The following is a 14,533-nucleotide window of genomic DNA, read 5'->3' on the forward strand; positions in this document are numbered from 1 at the left end:
TAACGTAACAACAGACGTCATTGCGAGCGAAGCGAAGCAATCCAGAGATATCCCCGCGGATACAGACTGGATTGCTTCGTCGCTTCGCTCCTCGCAATGACGAAAGAGAGGGAGCGACATGACCACGGAAACCACCATCGACACCGGGACCAATGAACTGCTCTGCGTCATCCGCGACCGCGTCGCAGTGATCACGCTGAACCGGCCGGAGGCGCGCAATTCGCTGTCGGACACGCTGACGCCGGCGCTGCGCACGATGATCCGGACCTGCGGCGAGAATCCCGATGTCGGCGCGCTCTTGATCACCGGCGCGGGCGAAGCCTTCTGCGCCGGCGGCAACGTCAAGGGCATGGGCGCGCATCGCGACCCGAAGAAGCTGGAGATGTCGCTGGAAGACCGCGTCGCCGACCTCCAGGAGCGGCAGCGGCTGCTCACCGGCGCGCTGGTGTCGGTGCGCAAGCCGACCATCGCGGCTCTGCCCGGCCCAGCGGTCGGCGCGGGGCTTGCCATCGCCATGGCTTGCGACATCCGCATTGCCGCGCAATCGGCCTTTGTCGCCACCGGCTATGCGCGCATCGCGCTGAGCGGCGACTATGGCATCGCCTGGCTGCTCACCCGACTCGTCGGCACTGCGCGGGCGCGCGAATTGATGTTCACCGGCGATCGCGTCGATGCCGCGCGTGCTGAAGCGATTGGCCTCGTCAACCGCGTCGTGCCCGACGACAAATTGCAGGCCGAAGCCTTCGCGCTTGCCAAATCGCTCGCCGAAGGCCCGCGCCTCGCGCTGCGCTACATGAAGGACAATCTCGACGAAGCCCTGCAATTCGACTTCGAGACCGCGCGCGATCACGAGGCCGAACGGCTGATGCGGCTGACCACGACCGCCGATCACAAGGAGGCCGTGCAGGCCTTCATCGAGAAGCGCAAGGCGGTGTTCACGGGGAAGTAATATCTACGCAGTTGCTTAGTTGACGCGCAATCGAGGAGTGACACCATGAACTCTCGAAGATTGGGCACTTGCCATCTCGTCGCTTCGATGGTGTCGCTGTTTGCGATGGCGATGTTGCCGCCGGTAGCGGCCGAGCCGGGAAAATTCGTCGTCACGCAAGTCGCGCAGAAAAAGCTCAATGGCCTGCCGCCAGGCGAGCTCTACTGGCGGATCGAGAATTTCTCGACGCTCGATCTCGCGCAAGCCGCTGCGAGTACAGGTCCGACGTCATTGGCTGCTGAGGTCTCGGGCAAGGTCTGGCTGTTCACGCTTGGCCCGAAGGGCGGCATGACTCCTGGCGGCAGCAAAGTCGCCGAAATTGGCCCGGTACCAATCTTCCCTGCGCCCGAATATCTGCTGCAAATCAATCATGCCGGTGGCCCGCCCGGCTCCAGGACGCCGGCGCATTCACATCCCGGCTCTGAATCGTTCTATGTACTCGCGGGTCGGGTTGGCCAACGAACGCCGCACGGCATCAACCGCACCGAAGCTGGTCAGGCGATGGTCGGCCACGGCCCTGACATGGCCATGGAGGTCTTCAGCGACGGCACGACGGATTTGGATCAGCTGGTGATGTTTCTACTGGACGCGACCCGGCCTGCTTCGGTGCCGGCCAAGTTCGAATGAGGAACACGTCGCTCGCGGACCACAAAAAAATGCCCGGCTCTGAATCATCAGGGCCGGGCTTGGAGTGGTGTCAGACGGAGGCTGAGGGGCTTACGGCCTGACGGGAAAGAGCGGCGAGGCGCCAGCTGGCGCAGGGAATGTCTTTCGGCGCGACGTTGATCTCCTTGTCGAAGCGCACCAGCTTCCAGTCGTCCGGATGGTTGACGAAGGCGAAGCCGGATTTGCGCGCGAGCGAGATCATGGTCTGGTTGGAGCGCAGCGTGTCGCCGAAGATATGCTCGGCACCGAGCGCGGCGGCGCGGCATTCAAGGTTCTTCAGCAGCGCAGTGGCGATGCCATGTCCCTGCCAACGATCGTCGACCGACAGGCCGAATTCCAGCGTCGAGGTCTCGACATGGAAGGCATAGCGCGCTTCGGCAACGATGGTCTCGAAGCCGTCGACCATCATGGTGGCGACCACGGTAAAACGTTCGCGCTCGCCGACCTGGAGAAATTCGTGCAGCAGCCCCTTCGGCAATTCGCTGATGGCACCGAAGAAGCGGTTGTAGCGGGAGCGGGTCGTAAGCGAGCGGAAATAGTGCTGAAGCTCATCGGTATCGCGCGGCTCGACGAAGCGCACGTTGAGCGGCTCGCCCTGCCGGGTGCGCAGCGAATCCGAATATTGCTTCAAATCTTCCAGGCGAAGGATGCTCATGACACGAGCCTCAAGGGAAAAGGGACCGCCGGCGCCCCTGTGATCAGGCGGCGCCGGCCTGGCGGCCAATCAGGCCCGCCAGAAGGGTTTGTCGGCCTCGTAGGCAACGTCGGTCCAGGACAGGCCGACGTCATGCAGATCGCGGGCGGTCCAATGGGTCAGCTCGCGACGGGTCCGGTAGCGCTCGTGCCAGATATGGAGGGTGTCGCCGAGCTGGTAGAGCAGTCCAGGCGCATGATGATTTGTCATCGAATTGTCGGTGCAAGTAGACATTTTCAGCTCCTTGAGCTAACTTGGAGCGGAATATCTGCCCGCGCGCGCGTTTCGACAAACGACAATTTGTACCCCTTCGCATGAAATAAGCTCATGCATCCTGCTGCCAAATGACTGCCAGATTACCCTCCCTGAATGGCTTGCGGGCGTTCGAGGCCGCCGCGCGCCATCTCAGCTTCACGCTGGCGGCGGCAGAGCTGAACGTGACGCAGACCGCGATCAGCCATCAGATCCGCAGGCTCGAGGAGGAGCTCGGCATTCGCCTGTTCATCCGGCAGAACCGCGCGCTGGCGCTGACGGCCGAGGCGCGCGACTATTTGCCGGGCGTCCGCGCCGCCTTCAACGACCTCCGGCTCGCGACCGACCGGCTGCTGCGCAAGGACGACGACAAGGTGCTGACCATCTCGACGCTGGCTTCCCTAGCCGCGAAATGGCTGCTGCCGCGACTGACCGATTTCCAGGACGCCCATCCCGGCATCGACGTCCGCATCACCACATCGACCAGCCTCGTCGACTTCCAGCGCGACGATGTCGACGCCGCGATCCGCTATGGCCGCGGTCAATGGCCGGGCCTGCGCGCCGATTGGCTGATGGCGGACGAGCTGTTTCCGGTGTGCAGCCCCTCTCTGCTATGCGGCGACAAGCCGTTACACCAGCCGGAGGACCTCCGCGGCTATCCGCTGCTGCACACATCCAACGCCAACAGCGACGACTGGCGGCTGTGGTTGACGGCGGCGGGCCTGCCGACCGATATCGCCAAGCAGCCCGGCATCACCTTCGACATGATCTTCATGACCATCCAGGCCGCGATCGACGGCATCGGCGTGGCCATGGGGCGGACCTCTTACGTCAGCGACGACATCGCCAAGGGCCGGCTCGTGGTTCCCTTCAAGATCGCGCTGCCGGCCGATGCGGGCTTCTACCTGGTCTCGCCGGAGAGTCGCCGCGAGGCGCCGAAGCTCGCCGCCTTCCGCCAATGGATGATCGCTGCAACGCAGAATAAAGCCTGAAAAATCATCGGCTTCCGCAGCAAAATGAGTTGACTCGCATCGCCTCGCGCGAGAGGGGTAGTCAGATTGTCACAGCAACAATCTGTCGCCTTGCCGTGAAGATGAGTTCCGGTCCGGCCGCGTTTAAAATGGGGAGAAACGTCATGGCTGGACCAACAGAATCAACCAATCCGCCCGAGATCAAGTCGCGCATCGGCGCGATCCTGCGCGCCACCAGCGGCAATTTCCTCGAGCAGTTCGACTTCTTCCTGTTCGGATTTTATGCCGCTGCGATCGGCAAGGCGTTCTTCCCCTCGACCAACGAGACGGCCTCGCTGCTCAACACATTCGGCGTGTTCTGGCTCGGCGCGTTGATGCGGCCCGTCGGCGCGATCGTGTTAGGGGCCTATATCGACCGCATCGGCCGACGCAAGGGCCTGATCGTCACGCTCGCCATCATGGCCGCCGGCACTGTGGTGATCGCATTCTGCCCGACCTATGCGAGCATCGGCATCGCAGCGCCGATCATCGTGCTGCTCGGCCGCCTGCTGCAAGGTTTCTCCGCCGGCGTCGAGCTCGGCGGCGTGTCGGTCTATCTCGCGGAAATCTCCACGCCGGGCAATCGCGGCTTCTACACCTCGTTCCAGTCGTCGAGCCAGCAGGTCGCGATCTTCGTGGCATCGATCCTCGGCTTCATCCTGTCCGAGGTGATGCCGGCGGACGTCGTGACCGCCTGGGGCTGGCGCATTCCCTTCTTCGTCGGTTGCCTCATCATCCCCCTGATCTTCATGCTGCGGCGGACGCTCGAGGAAACGCCGGCCTTCCTCGCCATGAAGAAGCATCCAACGGCAAACGAGGTGTTCGCCTCCGCGCTCGCCAACTGGCGCATCGTCATTCTCGGCATGATGATCGCGGTCCTGACCACGACGACGTTCTACTTCGTTACCGTCTACACGCCGACCTTCGGCAAGACCGTGCTGAAGCTGTCGACGCAGGACGCGCTCCTCGTCACGTTGCTCGTGGCCGTGACCAACTTCATCTGGAATCCGGTCGGCGGCGCGCTGTCCGATCGCGTCGGCCGCAAGCCGGTGCTGCTCGCCATCGCCAGCCTGGCGCTCGTCACCGCTTACCCGGCGCTGTCCTGGCTGGTCGCCGCGCCGACTTTCGGCAAGCTGCTCGCGGTCCAGATGATGTTCTCGTTCTATTTCGGCATGTACAGCGGCACCATGCTCGGTGCTCTGGTCGAGATCGTACCGGCGCATGTCCGCACCACCTGCTTCTCGCTGGCCTTCGCGCTCGCCGCTGCGCTGTTCGGCACCTTCACGCCGTTCGCCTCGACCTTGCTGATCGACTACACCGGCAACAGAGCCTCACCCGGCTTCTGGCTGATGTTCGCCGCTGCGCTTGGCATCATTGCCACATCGATCGTCTACCGCGGTGGCCGCCAGGCGGTGACGACGTACGATGCCCTCGGTGAACCGGCGGCGAGCCACTGATGGTCATTCCGGGGCGCCTCGAAGAGGCGAACCCGGAATCCATTTCTCCCAGCATTCTTCCGGCACGATGGATTCTCTGATGCGCAATTGCGCATCAGAACTCGATGCTTCGCGTCGCCCCGGAATGACCTAAAGCTCCACCACCACGTAGTCGCTCTCGACCTTCACCGGGATCGTCTCGGCGACATACGGCCCCTTCACCACACTCGCGCCCGGCTCGACATGGGCTGGATACGCCTTCACACGAAAGCGGCGGGGGTCGCAATAGGATTGGCCGGTGCGGATGTCGAACTCCCAGCCGTGCCAGGGGCAGCGGATGATCTCCCCTAGCTTTGTATATTCGATCTCACCGGGGTCGCTGGATTGGGCGAGACCGATCAGCGGGCCCTCGCACAGCGCCGCGCCCTGATGCGGGCAACGGTTCATCAGGCCGAAATACTCGCCCTTGATGTTGAAGACCGCGATCGGCCGTCCGTCGATCTCCAAAAATTTTCGCGAACCGGGCGGCAACTCATCGACCGCGGCAATCACATGCCGCGCCATCAACTCATCCCGTACAGCTTCTTGGCATTGCCCAGATAAAACGCCTCGCGGTTGTCGTCGCTGACGCCCGCCGGCAGCACGCGCGAGGGCTCGTCATAGTCCCAATGCGGATAGTCGGTCGCGAACAGCAGCCGGTCCCAGCCGATCCATTTGATGACGTCGAACAGATCCTCGCGCCGCTCGGGATCCTCCATCGGCTGCGTCGTCCACCACACCTGCTCACGGATATATTCCGACGGCGGCCGCTTCACATGCGGCACCTCGCTCCTGAGCCGCTGCCAGACCTTGTCGAGCCGCCAGGCGAGCGACGGCGCCCAGCCGAAGCCGGCCTCGATCATCACCATCTTCAGTTTCGGGAAACGCTCGAACACGCCTTCCAAAACAAGGCTCGCCAGTGCCGATTGCTGGCACTGCGAATGCCCCACCATCTCCTCGATGTAATAGCTCGGCCAGCCCGACGGCGTGATCGGATTGCCACCGAAGCCGAAGGCGTGGACGCCGACGGGAAGGCCAGCCTCTTCCGCGGCCTGATAGATCGGCCAGTAGCGGCGCTGCCCGAGCGGCTCGACATTGCGGCTGAGCAGCAGCACCTGGACGAAATTCTTGTCGCCGGCGCGCTCGCGGATCTCCGCGGCGGCCGATAGCCCGTCTTCATTGCCGACGACGATCGACGCCTTCAGCCGCTTGTCCTTGCTGGTCCATTTGTCGATCTGCCAATCGTTGATCGCCGAGCACAAGGCGCCCGAGAGCTCGTGATTGCGGATGCCCTGCCCGGTATTGAGCGGATTGAGTACCCCGAGCTGCACGTTGTTGGGATCGAGCAGCTGCTTCTGCATGAAGGAGAGCGAAGAGCCCTGCGGGCCGCCTTCCGGCGGATAGGCGTCGCGGCGCGAGGCATTGGGCTGGGCCTTCGGATAGGGCGGGCCTCCCATCATGCCCTGATAGGCATGGACGCCGTAGACCTCGAGATGATGCTGCCAGCGTTTGGCGAGATACGGATAGAGCTCGGTGCGACTGGCGCGCGCCGGATGGATGTCGCAGTCCGCGATCGCGGTCTTGGTTGTCAGGGGAGAAGCGGCTTCGGTGCTTTCGCGGAATTGGATATTCATCGCCTTGCCTCCTTTGGCAGCGGCTAAGTCAGGCGGGGATAGGTGGCGTGTGGATTATCGATCATGATCTTGCGCACGAGATCGGGGGTGAGACCTGCGGGCAGCGCGTCCTGGCCGTCGAACTGCCAGTGCGGGTAGTCCGTGGAGAATAGGACCAATTCGTCCGACTGCATATGATCAAACAGGCGAATTAATGTCGCCTCGTCCGGCGGCGCGTCAAATGGCTGTAACGAGAAGCGGATGTTGCTGCGCACAATTTCCAGCGGCGCGCGATCGACCCAGGGCGTCTCCATCCGTACCCCGCGCCAGAACTTGTGCAGCCGCCAGAGATAGGGGGAAATCCAGGAGATGCCGGATTCCAGCATCACCATCTTCAGCCGCGGGTGGCGCATGAACACGCCCTCGACGATCAGGCTGGTGAGCTGGGTCTGGAACGCCTGGGCCTGACCGACATAGTCCTCGATGTGGTAGGAACCCCAGCCCACCGCGGTCGGCGGATTGTGGTAGGCGGAACCGGCATGGATGCCGATGGGGAGTTCCAGCCGTTCCGCCGCCTCGTAGATCGGCCATAGCGCGCGCTTGCCGAGCGGCGTGTCGCCCATCACCAGCATCAGCACCTGCACGAAGCGCTTATCCTGCGCGCAGCGCTCGATCTCCGCGACGGCCTTCTCGATGCTTTGCGTCGGGATCACGATCGAGCCGCGCAGCCGCGGATCGCGATCGAGCCATTCTTTCGCCAGCCACTCGTTCAGCGCGCGGCAGAACGCGGCTTGCAGGTCCTCGGAGAACACCATCTGCACGCCGTAGAGCGGGTTGCAGATGGCGAGCTTGAGCTGGAAGGGATCGAGCACATGGCGCTGCATGTCCTCGATGGCGTAGCCCGGCTTGCCGCTCTCGGGCCGCCAATCGGGGCGCGCCGTGATCGGCGAGTTCTGCGGATAAGATTGCGAGATGAGATCGACCATGCCGCGCGTCGTCACCTGGTCGCGCCAGTAGTCGTTCAGGTAGGGCAGCAGGCTGGTCAGATGCGGCACGGCCGGATGCACGTCGCAATCCACCCCGCCGGCGATCAGGGACGCCATGACGTCTCCCTTCTCACGTTTCCTCGATTTTCTGGCGCAGCGCCTGGCCGCGCCGTCTTGCGTCCCGCCATTCAAGCAGGCCTGCCCGCCGCCCGCAACTCGGCCAAGGCCGCTGCCATATGCTAGGAAGGAACAGCTCGGTTGCGATGGAGTGAGGTTAAAGAAATGAAAGAGCTCGTTGGCATTGCGGAACAGGTCGCGGCGAAACTGATCGCGCGCAAACAGACCATTGCGGTCGCAGAATCCTCGACCGGCGGCCTGATCTCGGCCAGCCTGCTCGCGGTGCCCGGCGCATCCGCCTATTTCCTCGGCGGCGCGGTGGTCTACACCCGTGATGCCAGGCGCGTGCTGATGGATATTTCGGATGACGGTATGAAAGGCTTTCGTTCCTCCTCGGAGCCCTATGCCAAGCTTTTGGCCGAGCAGATGCGCGGCCGTTTCAATAGCGACTGGGGTCTGTCCGAGACCGGCGCGACCGGCCCCTCCGGCAACCGCTATGGCGATGCCGCCGGCCATAGCTGCATGGCGGTCGCAGGACCCGCGGCGGAGGTGATCACGCTGGAGACGGGAAGCAACGACCGTTTTGCCAACATGCAGGTGTTCGCGGCGACGGCACTGAAGTTGTTGTTGAGGAAGCTGGAGGGGTGAGCTGCTGCGCTGTCAGTCAGGGCAGTATCGCCACAACACCGTTGCCACGCGAAGGCGGGGCATCCAGTACGCCGCAGCCTATCGATTCAATCACGACTGTCTCGGAGTACTGGATCGCCCGGTCAAGCCGGGCGATGACGGCGGAGAACGGAGCGACACTACCGTCCCAAATGCCGCATGAAAATCCGCACCACGTAGCCCTTGAACCGCGGTGCTTCGTCGTAGAGATCCGACGCGATCCGCTCGATCGTCTCACGCAGCGACAGGAACTGCGCCTGGCGTGCGCTGCTTTCGGTACCCTCCATGCCCGCAAGCTCGTCCATGGCGGCGTCGCTGATCTGGCACTGCACGACCTCGTCGTCGTTCAGCATGGTGAAGCGGAACGCCAGACGTTCGAGGTCGTGACCGATGATCTTGTCGCGCGCCAGCGGCATCCAATTGTCCCGTTCGCGCCCCCGAACGGGACAATGCAAAAAATCTGGCGGCTTGTCACCATGGCCGCAAGAAGAGCCGCGGTCCCCTAATAGACGAGCGCAGTCCCGGTCGGCTTCTCCAGCGCCGCGGCCAATGATTTGTACTCCTCGCAATCCGTCCCGCAAATGGCGGCAATCCGGCTGAGATGATAGCGCGCCTGCTCGCGATTACCCTGCTCGAGCTGCCACAGTCCATAATACTGCCAGGTCAGCACGTGGTTCGGATCGACTTTCAGCGCGCGCTCGTACCAGACCTGCGATTGCTTGTAGTCGCCGAGCTTGCGATAGGAATAGCCGATGAGGTTGGCGACGTTCGGATGGTCGTCATGACCGAGAGCCCTCAATTGCTCGATCGCGGTCGCATAGTCGTTGCGCTGGTAGATCGAGTCGTAAGCCACGCGGTAGCCGGCTGCAAACGCGGGGTCATCGATGCTTGACTGGTTGTTTGCCTTCTTGCCTTTCTGGGTTGCCTTGGTGCCGGAGCGATGGGGATAAGTCGGCGCCGGCTGCGCTTTCTGGTCCGAATAGGCACCGGCATAGGGATCGGTGGAGCTGACGCTACCGCCCCCACCGCCGCCGCCTCCACCGCCCGCGGCAAACGCCGGCGTGTCCAACATTACCACCGCAAACGCACCCAGCGTGACGAGCCTGATCATCCTCGCGATCATGTCTGTCTCCTGTCTGATCCAAGCGGCCCCGGACGAATTGATAACCCTGCCTCTGCGGGGATATTCCGGGACGCTGTCCTCACGGAGACGTCAACGCTCGTACGACAGTTCTTCTGTCGTTCTTGTCGCGGGCATTATTGAAACGCCACTTCGGCAAAGCTCCGGAGCTTGCGTGAATGCAGCCGCTCCGATTCCTGCTGCTTGAGCCGCTCCAGCGCCTTCAGGCCGATCTCGAGATGCTGGCCGACGCGGCGGCGGTAGAATTCGCTGGCCATGCCCGCGAGCTTGATCTCACCGTGCAGCGGCTTGTCGGAGACGCAGAGCAGCGTGCCGTAGGGGACGCGGAAGCGATAGCCGTTGGCGGCGATCGCTGCCGATTCCATGTCGAGCGCCACGGCGCGCGATTGCGACATACGGCGAATGACCTCAGGCCCCGAGATCTCCCAATTGCGATTGTCCACGCTCGCGACCGTTCCCGTGCGCATCAGACGCTTCAGCTCGAAACCTTCCAGCCCCGTGACATCTTCGACCGCCTGTTCGAGCGCGACCTGCATCTCCGCCAGCGCCGGGATCGGCACCCAGAGCGGGAGCTCGCGATCGAGCACGTGGTCCTCGCGCACGTAACCATGGGCGAGCACGTAGTCGCCGAGGCGCTGCGTGTTGCGCAGGCCCGCGCAATGCCCGAGCATCAGCCAGGCATGCGGCCTCAGCACCGCGACATGGTCGGTGACGTTGCGCGCATTGGAGGGACCGGTGCCGATATTGATCAGGGTGATGCCGCGATAGCCGGGCGCGACCAGATGAAAGGCCGGCATCTGCGGCGCGCGCGCGGGCACCGTGCCCGTCGTTGTGCCGTCATTGCGCATGATGACATTGCCCGGCGCGACAAAGGCGTCGAGACCGGCCTCGCCGGATTGGAGGCGCTGCTGGCAGAGTTGCGCGAAGGCATCGACATAGAACTGGTAGTTGGTGAAAATGACAAAATTCTGGAAATGCTCGGGGTCGGTGCCGGTGTAGTGGTAGAGCCGGCGCAGCGAGTAATCGACGCGGGCGGCCCGGAACAGCGACAGAGGCTCGGGCGCGCCCGGCCGAAGCTCGAACGTGCCATCGGCGATCGCATCATCCATGGTGGCAAGATCAGGCACGTCGAAGGCATCGCGCAGCGATCGTGTGACGGGTGAATTCTCGCTGGTGGTGATGGCGGCTTCAATGTTGATGTCGCGGCGATAGGCGAAGTGAACGGGGATCGGCTCGACGGATTCGCCAATTTCGACCGGCACGCCATGGTTCTGGATCAACAATCCGATCTGCTCGGTGAGATAGGTCCGAAACAAATCCGGCCTGGTCACGCTGGTTTCGTGCACGCCGGGCCGGGCGACGAAGCCATAGGCCAGACGCGAGTCGAGCCGCGCATGGGTCGCGGTGGTGACGCGAACGAACGGATAATAGGCCCGCACCCGCGTCGTGATCGCCTCGCCGTTGACATAGGCCTCGAACCGATGGCGCAGGAATTTGGTGTTGCGCTCGTAGATCTCTTCGAGACGGGCGACGGCAAGGCCGGCGTCGGAGAAGAATTCGGTGCCGATGGGCGGTGGGGACTGGATCGATTGCATTGTTCGACGCCGGGTTGCTGGGCTCGAGTCGAACTATAGCAAGAACGAAGCCTCGCCGTCATTGCAAGCGTAGCGAAGCAATCCAGAAATCTCGCCGCGGAGACAGGCTGGATTGCTTCGCTACGCTTGCAATGACGAGTGGAGACAGCGAGACCACGCCGGGATGCCGCGCTTTCGCGCGTCACTTCTCCCGGAAGGCCCGCATGAACTGGTCGTGCAGCGGCTTCATCAGGTAGGAGAACATCGTGCGGTCGCCGGTCTGGACGAAGGCTTCCGCCGGCATGCCGGGGATCAACTTGGAATCGCCGAGCTTGGCGACTTCTTCGGCGGACATCGATACGCGGATGGTGTAGTAGCTCTGCCCGGTGCGCTGGTCGGTGGTGACGTCGGGCGAGACGCGGGTGACGACGCCGTTGAGCTCGGGCGTGGTGCGCTGGTTGAAGGCGGAGAGGCGCAGCAGCGTCTTCTGGCCGATCTGGAGCTTGTCGATATCGACCGGATTGACCTTGGCCTCGACCTGAAGGTCGTCGGCCTGCGGCACGATCAGCATCAGGGCATCGCCGGCGGTGACGACGCCACCGACCGTATGCACGATCGATTGCAGCACCATGCCGTCCTGCGGCGCGCGGATGTCGACGCGGCGGAGCTGGTCCTCGGCCGCAACCTTGCGCTCGATCGACTCGCCGATCTTGTCATTGGTCTCGCGCAAATCCTTGGAGACCTCGCTCACCATGTCCTTGTCGACCTGGATGATCTGGAGTTCGGTCTCGGTGATCTTGCCCTTGGCCTGCGCCCGCGAGGCGATGTACTGCGCGCGCTCGCCGTTGAGACGGGCGCTGTCGCGCTCGAGTGTGGTCAGGCGCGAGATTTGCACCAGGTGCTTGTCATAGAGATCGCGGACACCGATGAGCTCCTGCTGCACCAGCGCGATCTCCTTGTCCTTGGCTTTTTCCTGCGCCGAGAGACCCTCGATCTCCTCGTTGAGCTGCTGGATGCGCTCGCGGAGCTGCGCCTTCTGGCCCGCGCGGCCGTTGACGCGGACGTCGAACAGCTTGGTTTCGGCGGAGAGCAGCACCTTGACGTCGGGATCGTTGCCGCGATCGAGCAGTGATTGCGGGAACTCGATCTTGTCGAGCCCGCGCTGCTCGGCCGTAAGGCGCGCCCCGCGTGCCTGTCCGGCGTCGAGATTCTTGGTGACGATGGCGAGATTGGCCTTGGTGACGGTGTCATCGAGCCGCACGACGATATCGCCTGCCTTGACCACGTCGCCGTCGTGGGCACGCACCTCGCCGACCACGCCGCCGGTCGGATGCTGCACCTTCTTGACGTTGGACTCGACCACGATCTGGCCGGGCGCGATCAGCGCGCCGGAGATCTGCACCATCGACGCCCAGCCGCCGAGGCCGACGGCCAGAACCAGCACGATCGAGATCCCGAGGATCAAATGAAACCGGATCGACTCCCGCACGGTCCGCTTCGCGGCGGGCTTTGGCCCGCCCATCGTCATCGTGCTCATGGTTTGGCCACTCCGCCTTCGCTGACGATCTTGATCGGCGCCGGCGGCGCGACGCGGGTCTGGAGCACCTGGGCGAGCACCTGCTCCTTCGGCCCGAAGGCCTGCATGCGGCCGTCGCGCAGCACCAGGATCTGGTCGACCGCCTCGACGCCGATCGGCCGGTGCGCCACCACGATGACGATGGCGCCGCGCTCGCGCGCGGCACGGATGGCGCGGGTCAGCGCCTCGTCGCCCTCGGTATCGAGATTGGAATTGGGCTCGTCCAGCACGATCAGGAACGGATTGCCGTAGAGCGCACGCGCGAGCGCCACGCGCTGTGCTTGCCCCGCGGAGAGCGAAGTGCCCTGCTCGCCCACCTGGGTGTTGTAGCCCTCGCGCATCTTGATGATCATCTCGTGCACGCCGGCTTCCTTCGCCGCGCCGATGATGCCGTCGGACGTCGCCTCGGGATCGAAGCGGCTGATGTTTTGCGCAATGGTGCCGCCGAACAATTCGACGTCCTGCGGCAGATAGCCGATGTAGCGGCCGAGCACGTCGGATGCCCATTGGTCGAGCGCCGCGCCGTCGAGCCGCACCTTGCCCCGCACCGGCTGCCAGACGCCGACCAGCGCGCGGATCAGCGACGATTTGCCGGAGCCGCTCGGCCCGATCACGCCGAGGCCGTTGCCGGCCTCGAGCGCAAAGTTGACGTCCTGTACAATGAGGCGCTGGTCGCCCGGCGCAACCATCGCAACGCCTTCGACCGAGAGGCGGCTGGTGGGCGCCTGCAACTGGGTCGGCATCGTCTGCGCCGGCATCTGTTCCAGGAGACGGCTGAGGCGCTGCCAGCTCTGGCGCGCCGTGACGAAGGATTTCCAGTGCGCGATCGCGAGATCGACCGGCGCCAGCGCGCGGGCGGAGAGGATCGAGCCCGCGATGATGATGCCGGCGGTCGCCTCCTGGTGGATGACGAGATAGGCGCCAACGGCGAGCACGGCCGACTGCAGCATCATGCGCAGCACTTTTGCGACCGCGCCGAGGCCGCCGGCGACATCGCTCGCACGCTGATTGCCGGCGAGATATTTTTCGTTGGCCTCGCTCCAGCGCTGGTTCAGCCGGCCGGCCATGCCCATCGACACCAGCACTTCGGCGTTGCGGCGGCTGGACTGGGCGAGATCGTTGCGCTGGGCGGCAAGGCCCATCGCCTCCTTCGCCGGCTGGCGGGACAGGAACTCGGTGACCAACGTCAGCCCGACCAGGATGATTGCGCCGACCAATGCGGTGAGCCCGATCATGACATGGAACGCGAAGCAGATGGCGAGATAGAGCGGCAGCCAGGGCAGGTCGAAGAACGCGCTCGGTCCCATGCCGCCGAGGAAAGAGCGGACATTGTCGAGGTCGCGCAGCGGCTGAAGTCCCTCGTTGCGGCTGCCAACCAGGAGCGGCAGGCGCACGATGGTGTCGAACACGCGCTTGTTGAGGGCTTCGTCCAGCGCGGTGCCGATCCGTCCCAGGATGCGGTTGCGGATCATGTCGAGCACGCCCTGCGCCACATAGAGGAAGCTGGCGAGGACGATCAGGCCGACAAGGGTCGGAATGCTCCGGCTCGGCAGCACCCGGTCGTAGACCTCGAGCATGAAGATCGACCCGGTCAGATAGAGCAGGTTGATCATGCAGCTCATCAAGCCAAGGCCGATCAACGCCGTGCGGCAGGCACGCAGCGCGTCACCGAGCTCTGAACGGCGGAGGCCGGGAACGGCTGCCATCAGTCTGATCTCTTTCGGGTGCGGGGCAAAACCCCTGATTTCAAAGGCAAATTGAGGGGTACTCGCCCC

15 protein-coding genes are annotated in these 14,533 nt (G+C 63.9%); 5 read left to right on the plus strand and 10 right to left on the minus strand.

Translation table 11 applies throughout. From position 1 onward, the window contains the following. Window positions 1–118: 118 nt before the first annotated feature. Both ACPPVR_RS39405 and ACPPVR_RS39410 read left to right on the plus strand, forming a co-directional pair. Window positions 119–949 (plus strand): enoyl-CoA hydratase, encoded by an 831-nt coding sequence (locus ACPPVR_RS39405; RefSeq protein WP_426611857.1) that lies wholly within the window; start codon window positions 119–121, stop codon window positions 947–949. 45 nt (window positions 950–994) lie between these two features. After that, complete coding sequence (locus tag ACPPVR_RS39410; protein ID WP_426611858.1) at window positions 995–1,615, plus strand: cupin domain-containing protein; 621 nt, start codon at window positions 995–997, stop codon at window positions 1,613–1,615. 70 nt (window positions 1,616–1,685) lie between these two features. On the opposite strand, the gene ACPPVR_RS39415 is transcribed toward ACPPVR_RS39410, so the two are convergent. Both ACPPVR_RS39415 and ACPPVR_RS39420 read right to left on the minus strand, forming a co-directional pair. Further along, window positions 1,686–2,309 carry an N-acetyltransferase family protein gene (locus ACPPVR_RS39415; RefSeq protein ID WP_426611859.1) on the minus strand — a complete coding sequence of 208 codons (624 nt, stop codon included), beginning with the start codon at window positions 2,307–2,309 and terminating at the stop codon, window positions 1,686–1,688. 69 nt (window positions 2,310–2,378) lie between these two features. Further along, a complete protein-coding gene (locus ACPPVR_RS39420) occupies window positions 2,379–2,582 on the minus strand; it encodes a DUF1127 domain-containing protein (protein WP_426611860.1) in 204 nt (67 codons plus the stop codon). Between the two features lie 110 nt (window positions 2,583–2,692). Here ACPPVR_RS39420 and ACPPVR_RS39425 point away from each other — a divergent pair, with 110 nt between their 5' ends. Then, the gene (locus ACPPVR_RS39425; RefSeq protein WP_426611861.1) at window positions 2,693–3,592 is read left to right on the plus strand and encodes a transcriptional regulator GcvA; all 900 of its coding nucleotides are present in this window, start codon (window positions 2,693–2,695) and stop codon (window positions 3,590–3,592) included. 143 nt (window positions 3,593–3,735) lie between these two features. Continuing rightward, window positions 3,736–5,067 (plus strand): MFS transporter, encoded by a 1,332-nt coding sequence (locus ACPPVR_RS39430; protein WP_426611862.1) that lies wholly within the window; start codon window positions 3,736–3,738, stop codon window positions 5,065–5,067. Between the two features lie 129 nt (window positions 5,068–5,196). On the opposite strand, the gene ACPPVR_RS39435 is transcribed toward ACPPVR_RS39430, so the two are convergent. Genes ACPPVR_RS39435 through ACPPVR_RS39445 form a run of 3 tightly spaced genes read right to left on the minus strand, consistent with a single transcriptional unit; the run spans window position 5,197 to window position 7,801 of the window. Beyond that, window positions 5,197–5,610: a Rieske (2Fe-2S) protein gene (locus ACPPVR_RS39435; protein ID WP_426611863.1), complete on the minus strand. Its 414-nt coding sequence runs from the start codon at window positions 5,608–5,610 to the stop codon at window positions 5,197–5,199. Next, the gene (locus tag ACPPVR_RS39440) at window positions 5,610–6,719 is read right to left on the minus strand and encodes an amidohydrolase family protein (RefSeq protein WP_426611864.1); all 1,110 of its coding nucleotides are present in this window, start codon (window positions 6,717–6,719) and stop codon (window positions 5,610–5,612) included. The genes ACPPVR_RS39435 and ACPPVR_RS39440 overlap by 1 nt, the downstream gene beginning before the upstream one ends. Window positions 6,720–6,742: 23 nt before the next feature. Then, a complete protein-coding gene (locus ACPPVR_RS39445; RefSeq protein WP_426611865.1) occupies window positions 6,743–7,801 on the minus strand; it encodes an amidohydrolase family protein in 1,059 nt (352 codons plus the stop codon). A gap of 165 nt (window positions 7,802–7,966) precedes the next feature. On the opposite strand from ACPPVR_RS39445, the gene ACPPVR_RS39450 reads away from it, so the two are divergent. Beyond that, a complete protein-coding gene (locus ACPPVR_RS39450; RefSeq protein ID WP_426611866.1) occupies window positions 7,967–8,449 on the plus strand; it encodes a CinA family protein in 483 nt (160 codons plus the stop codon). A gap of 158 nt (window positions 8,450–8,607) precedes the next feature. Here ACPPVR_RS39450 and ACPPVR_RS39455 read toward each other — a convergent pair whose 3' ends face one another. The 5 genes from ACPPVR_RS39455 to ACPPVR_RS39475 form a co-directional block, all read right to left on the minus strand. Continuing rightward, window positions 8,608–8,883, minus strand: coding sequence for a DUF1488 family protein (locus ACPPVR_RS39455; protein WP_426611867.1), 276 nt, complete (start codon window positions 8,881–8,883; stop codon window positions 8,608–8,610). An 86-nt stretch (window positions 8,884–8,969) separates the two neighbouring features. Continuing rightward, window positions 8,970–9,590 carry a tetratricopeptide repeat protein gene (locus tag ACPPVR_RS39460; RefSeq protein WP_426611868.1) on the minus strand — a complete coding sequence of 207 codons (621 nt, stop codon included), beginning with the start codon at window positions 9,588–9,590 and terminating at the stop codon, window positions 8,970–8,972. Between the two features lie 134 nt (window positions 9,591–9,724). Next, the gene (locus ACPPVR_RS39465; protein WP_426611869.1) at window positions 9,725–11,203 is read right to left on the minus strand and encodes an AMP nucleosidase; all 1,479 of its coding nucleotides are present in this window, start codon (window positions 11,201–11,203) and stop codon (window positions 9,725–9,727) included. Between the two features lie 181 nt (window positions 11,204–11,384). Beyond that, the gene (locus ACPPVR_RS39470) at window positions 11,385–12,719 is read right to left on the minus strand and encodes an HlyD family type I secretion periplasmic adaptor subunit (RefSeq protein ID WP_426611870.1); all 1,335 of its coding nucleotides are present in this window, start codon (window positions 12,717–12,719) and stop codon (window positions 11,385–11,387) included. Next, complete coding sequence (locus ACPPVR_RS39475) at window positions 12,716–14,464, minus strand: type I secretion system permease/ATPase (protein WP_426611871.1); 1,749 nt, start codon at window positions 14,462–14,464, stop codon at window positions 12,716–12,718. Before ACPPVR_RS39475 ends, ACPPVR_RS39470 begins: the two co-directional genes overlap by 4 nt. Between the last annotated feature and the right edge of the window lie 69 nt (window positions 14,465–14,533).

Source organism: Bradyrhizobium sp. McL0616 (genome assembly GCF_049993385.1).
Classification (GTDB): domain Bacteria; phylum Pseudomonadota; class Alphaproteobacteria; order Rhizobiales; family Xanthobacteraceae; genus Bradyrhizobium.

Excerpts from the sequence above, each read along its gene's own strand:
- ACPPVR_RS39405 (WP_426611857.1), top strand. The coding sequence starts at position 119 with ATGACCACGGAAACCACCATCGACACCGGGACCAATGAACTGCTCTGC.
- ACPPVR_RS39410 (WP_426611858.1), top strand. The coding sequence starts at position 995 with ATGAACTCTCGAAGATTGGGCACTTGCCATCTCGTCGCTTCGATGGTG.
- ACPPVR_RS39415 (WP_426611859.1), bottom strand. The coding sequence starts at position 2,309 with ATGAGCATCCTTCGCCTGGAAGATTTGAAGCAATATTCGGATTCGCTG.
- ACPPVR_RS39420 (WP_426611860.1), bottom strand. The coding sequence starts at position 2,582 with ATGTCTACTTGCACCGACAATTCGATGACAAATCATCATGCGCCTGGA.
- ACPPVR_RS39425 (WP_426611861.1), top strand. The coding sequence starts at position 2,693 with ATGACTGCCAGATTACCCTCCCTGAATGGCTTGCGGGCGTTCGAGGCC.
- ACPPVR_RS39430 (WP_426611862.1), top strand. The coding sequence starts at position 3,736 with ATGGCTGGACCAACAGAATCAACCAATCCGCCCGAGATCAAGTCGCGC.
- ACPPVR_RS39435 (WP_426611863.1), bottom strand. The coding sequence starts at position 5,610 with ATGGCGCGGCATGTGATTGCCGCGGTCGATGAGTTGCCGCCCGGTTCG.
- ACPPVR_RS39440 (WP_426611864.1), bottom strand. The coding sequence starts at position 6,719 with ATGAATATCCAATTCCGCGAAAGCACCGAAGCCGCTTCTCCCCTGACA.
- ACPPVR_RS39445 (WP_426611865.1), bottom strand. The coding sequence starts at position 7,801 with ATGGCGTCCCTGATCGCCGGCGGGGTGGATTGCGACGTGCATCCGGCC.
- ACPPVR_RS39450 (WP_426611866.1), top strand. The coding sequence starts at position 7,967 with ATGAAAGAGCTCGTTGGCATTGCGGAACAGGTCGCGGCGAAACTGATC.
- ACPPVR_RS39455 (WP_426611867.1), bottom strand. The coding sequence starts at position 8,883 with ATGCCGCTGGCGCGCGACAAGATCATCGGTCACGACCTCGAACGTCTG.
- ACPPVR_RS39460 (WP_426611868.1), bottom strand. The coding sequence starts at position 9,590 with ATGATCGCGAGGATGATCAGGCTCGTCACGCTGGGTGCGTTTGCGGTG.
- ACPPVR_RS39465 (WP_426611869.1), bottom strand. The coding sequence starts at position 11,203 with ATGCAATCGATCCAGTCCCCACCGCCCATCGGCACCGAATTCTTCTCC.
- ACPPVR_RS39470 (WP_426611870.1), bottom strand. The coding sequence starts at position 12,719 with ATGAGCACGATGACGATGGGCGGGCCAAAGCCCGCCGCGAAGCGGACC.
- ACPPVR_RS39475 (WP_426611871.1), bottom strand. The coding sequence starts at position 14,464 with ATGGCAGCCGTTCCCGGCCTCCGCCGTTCAGAGCTCGGTGACGCGCTG.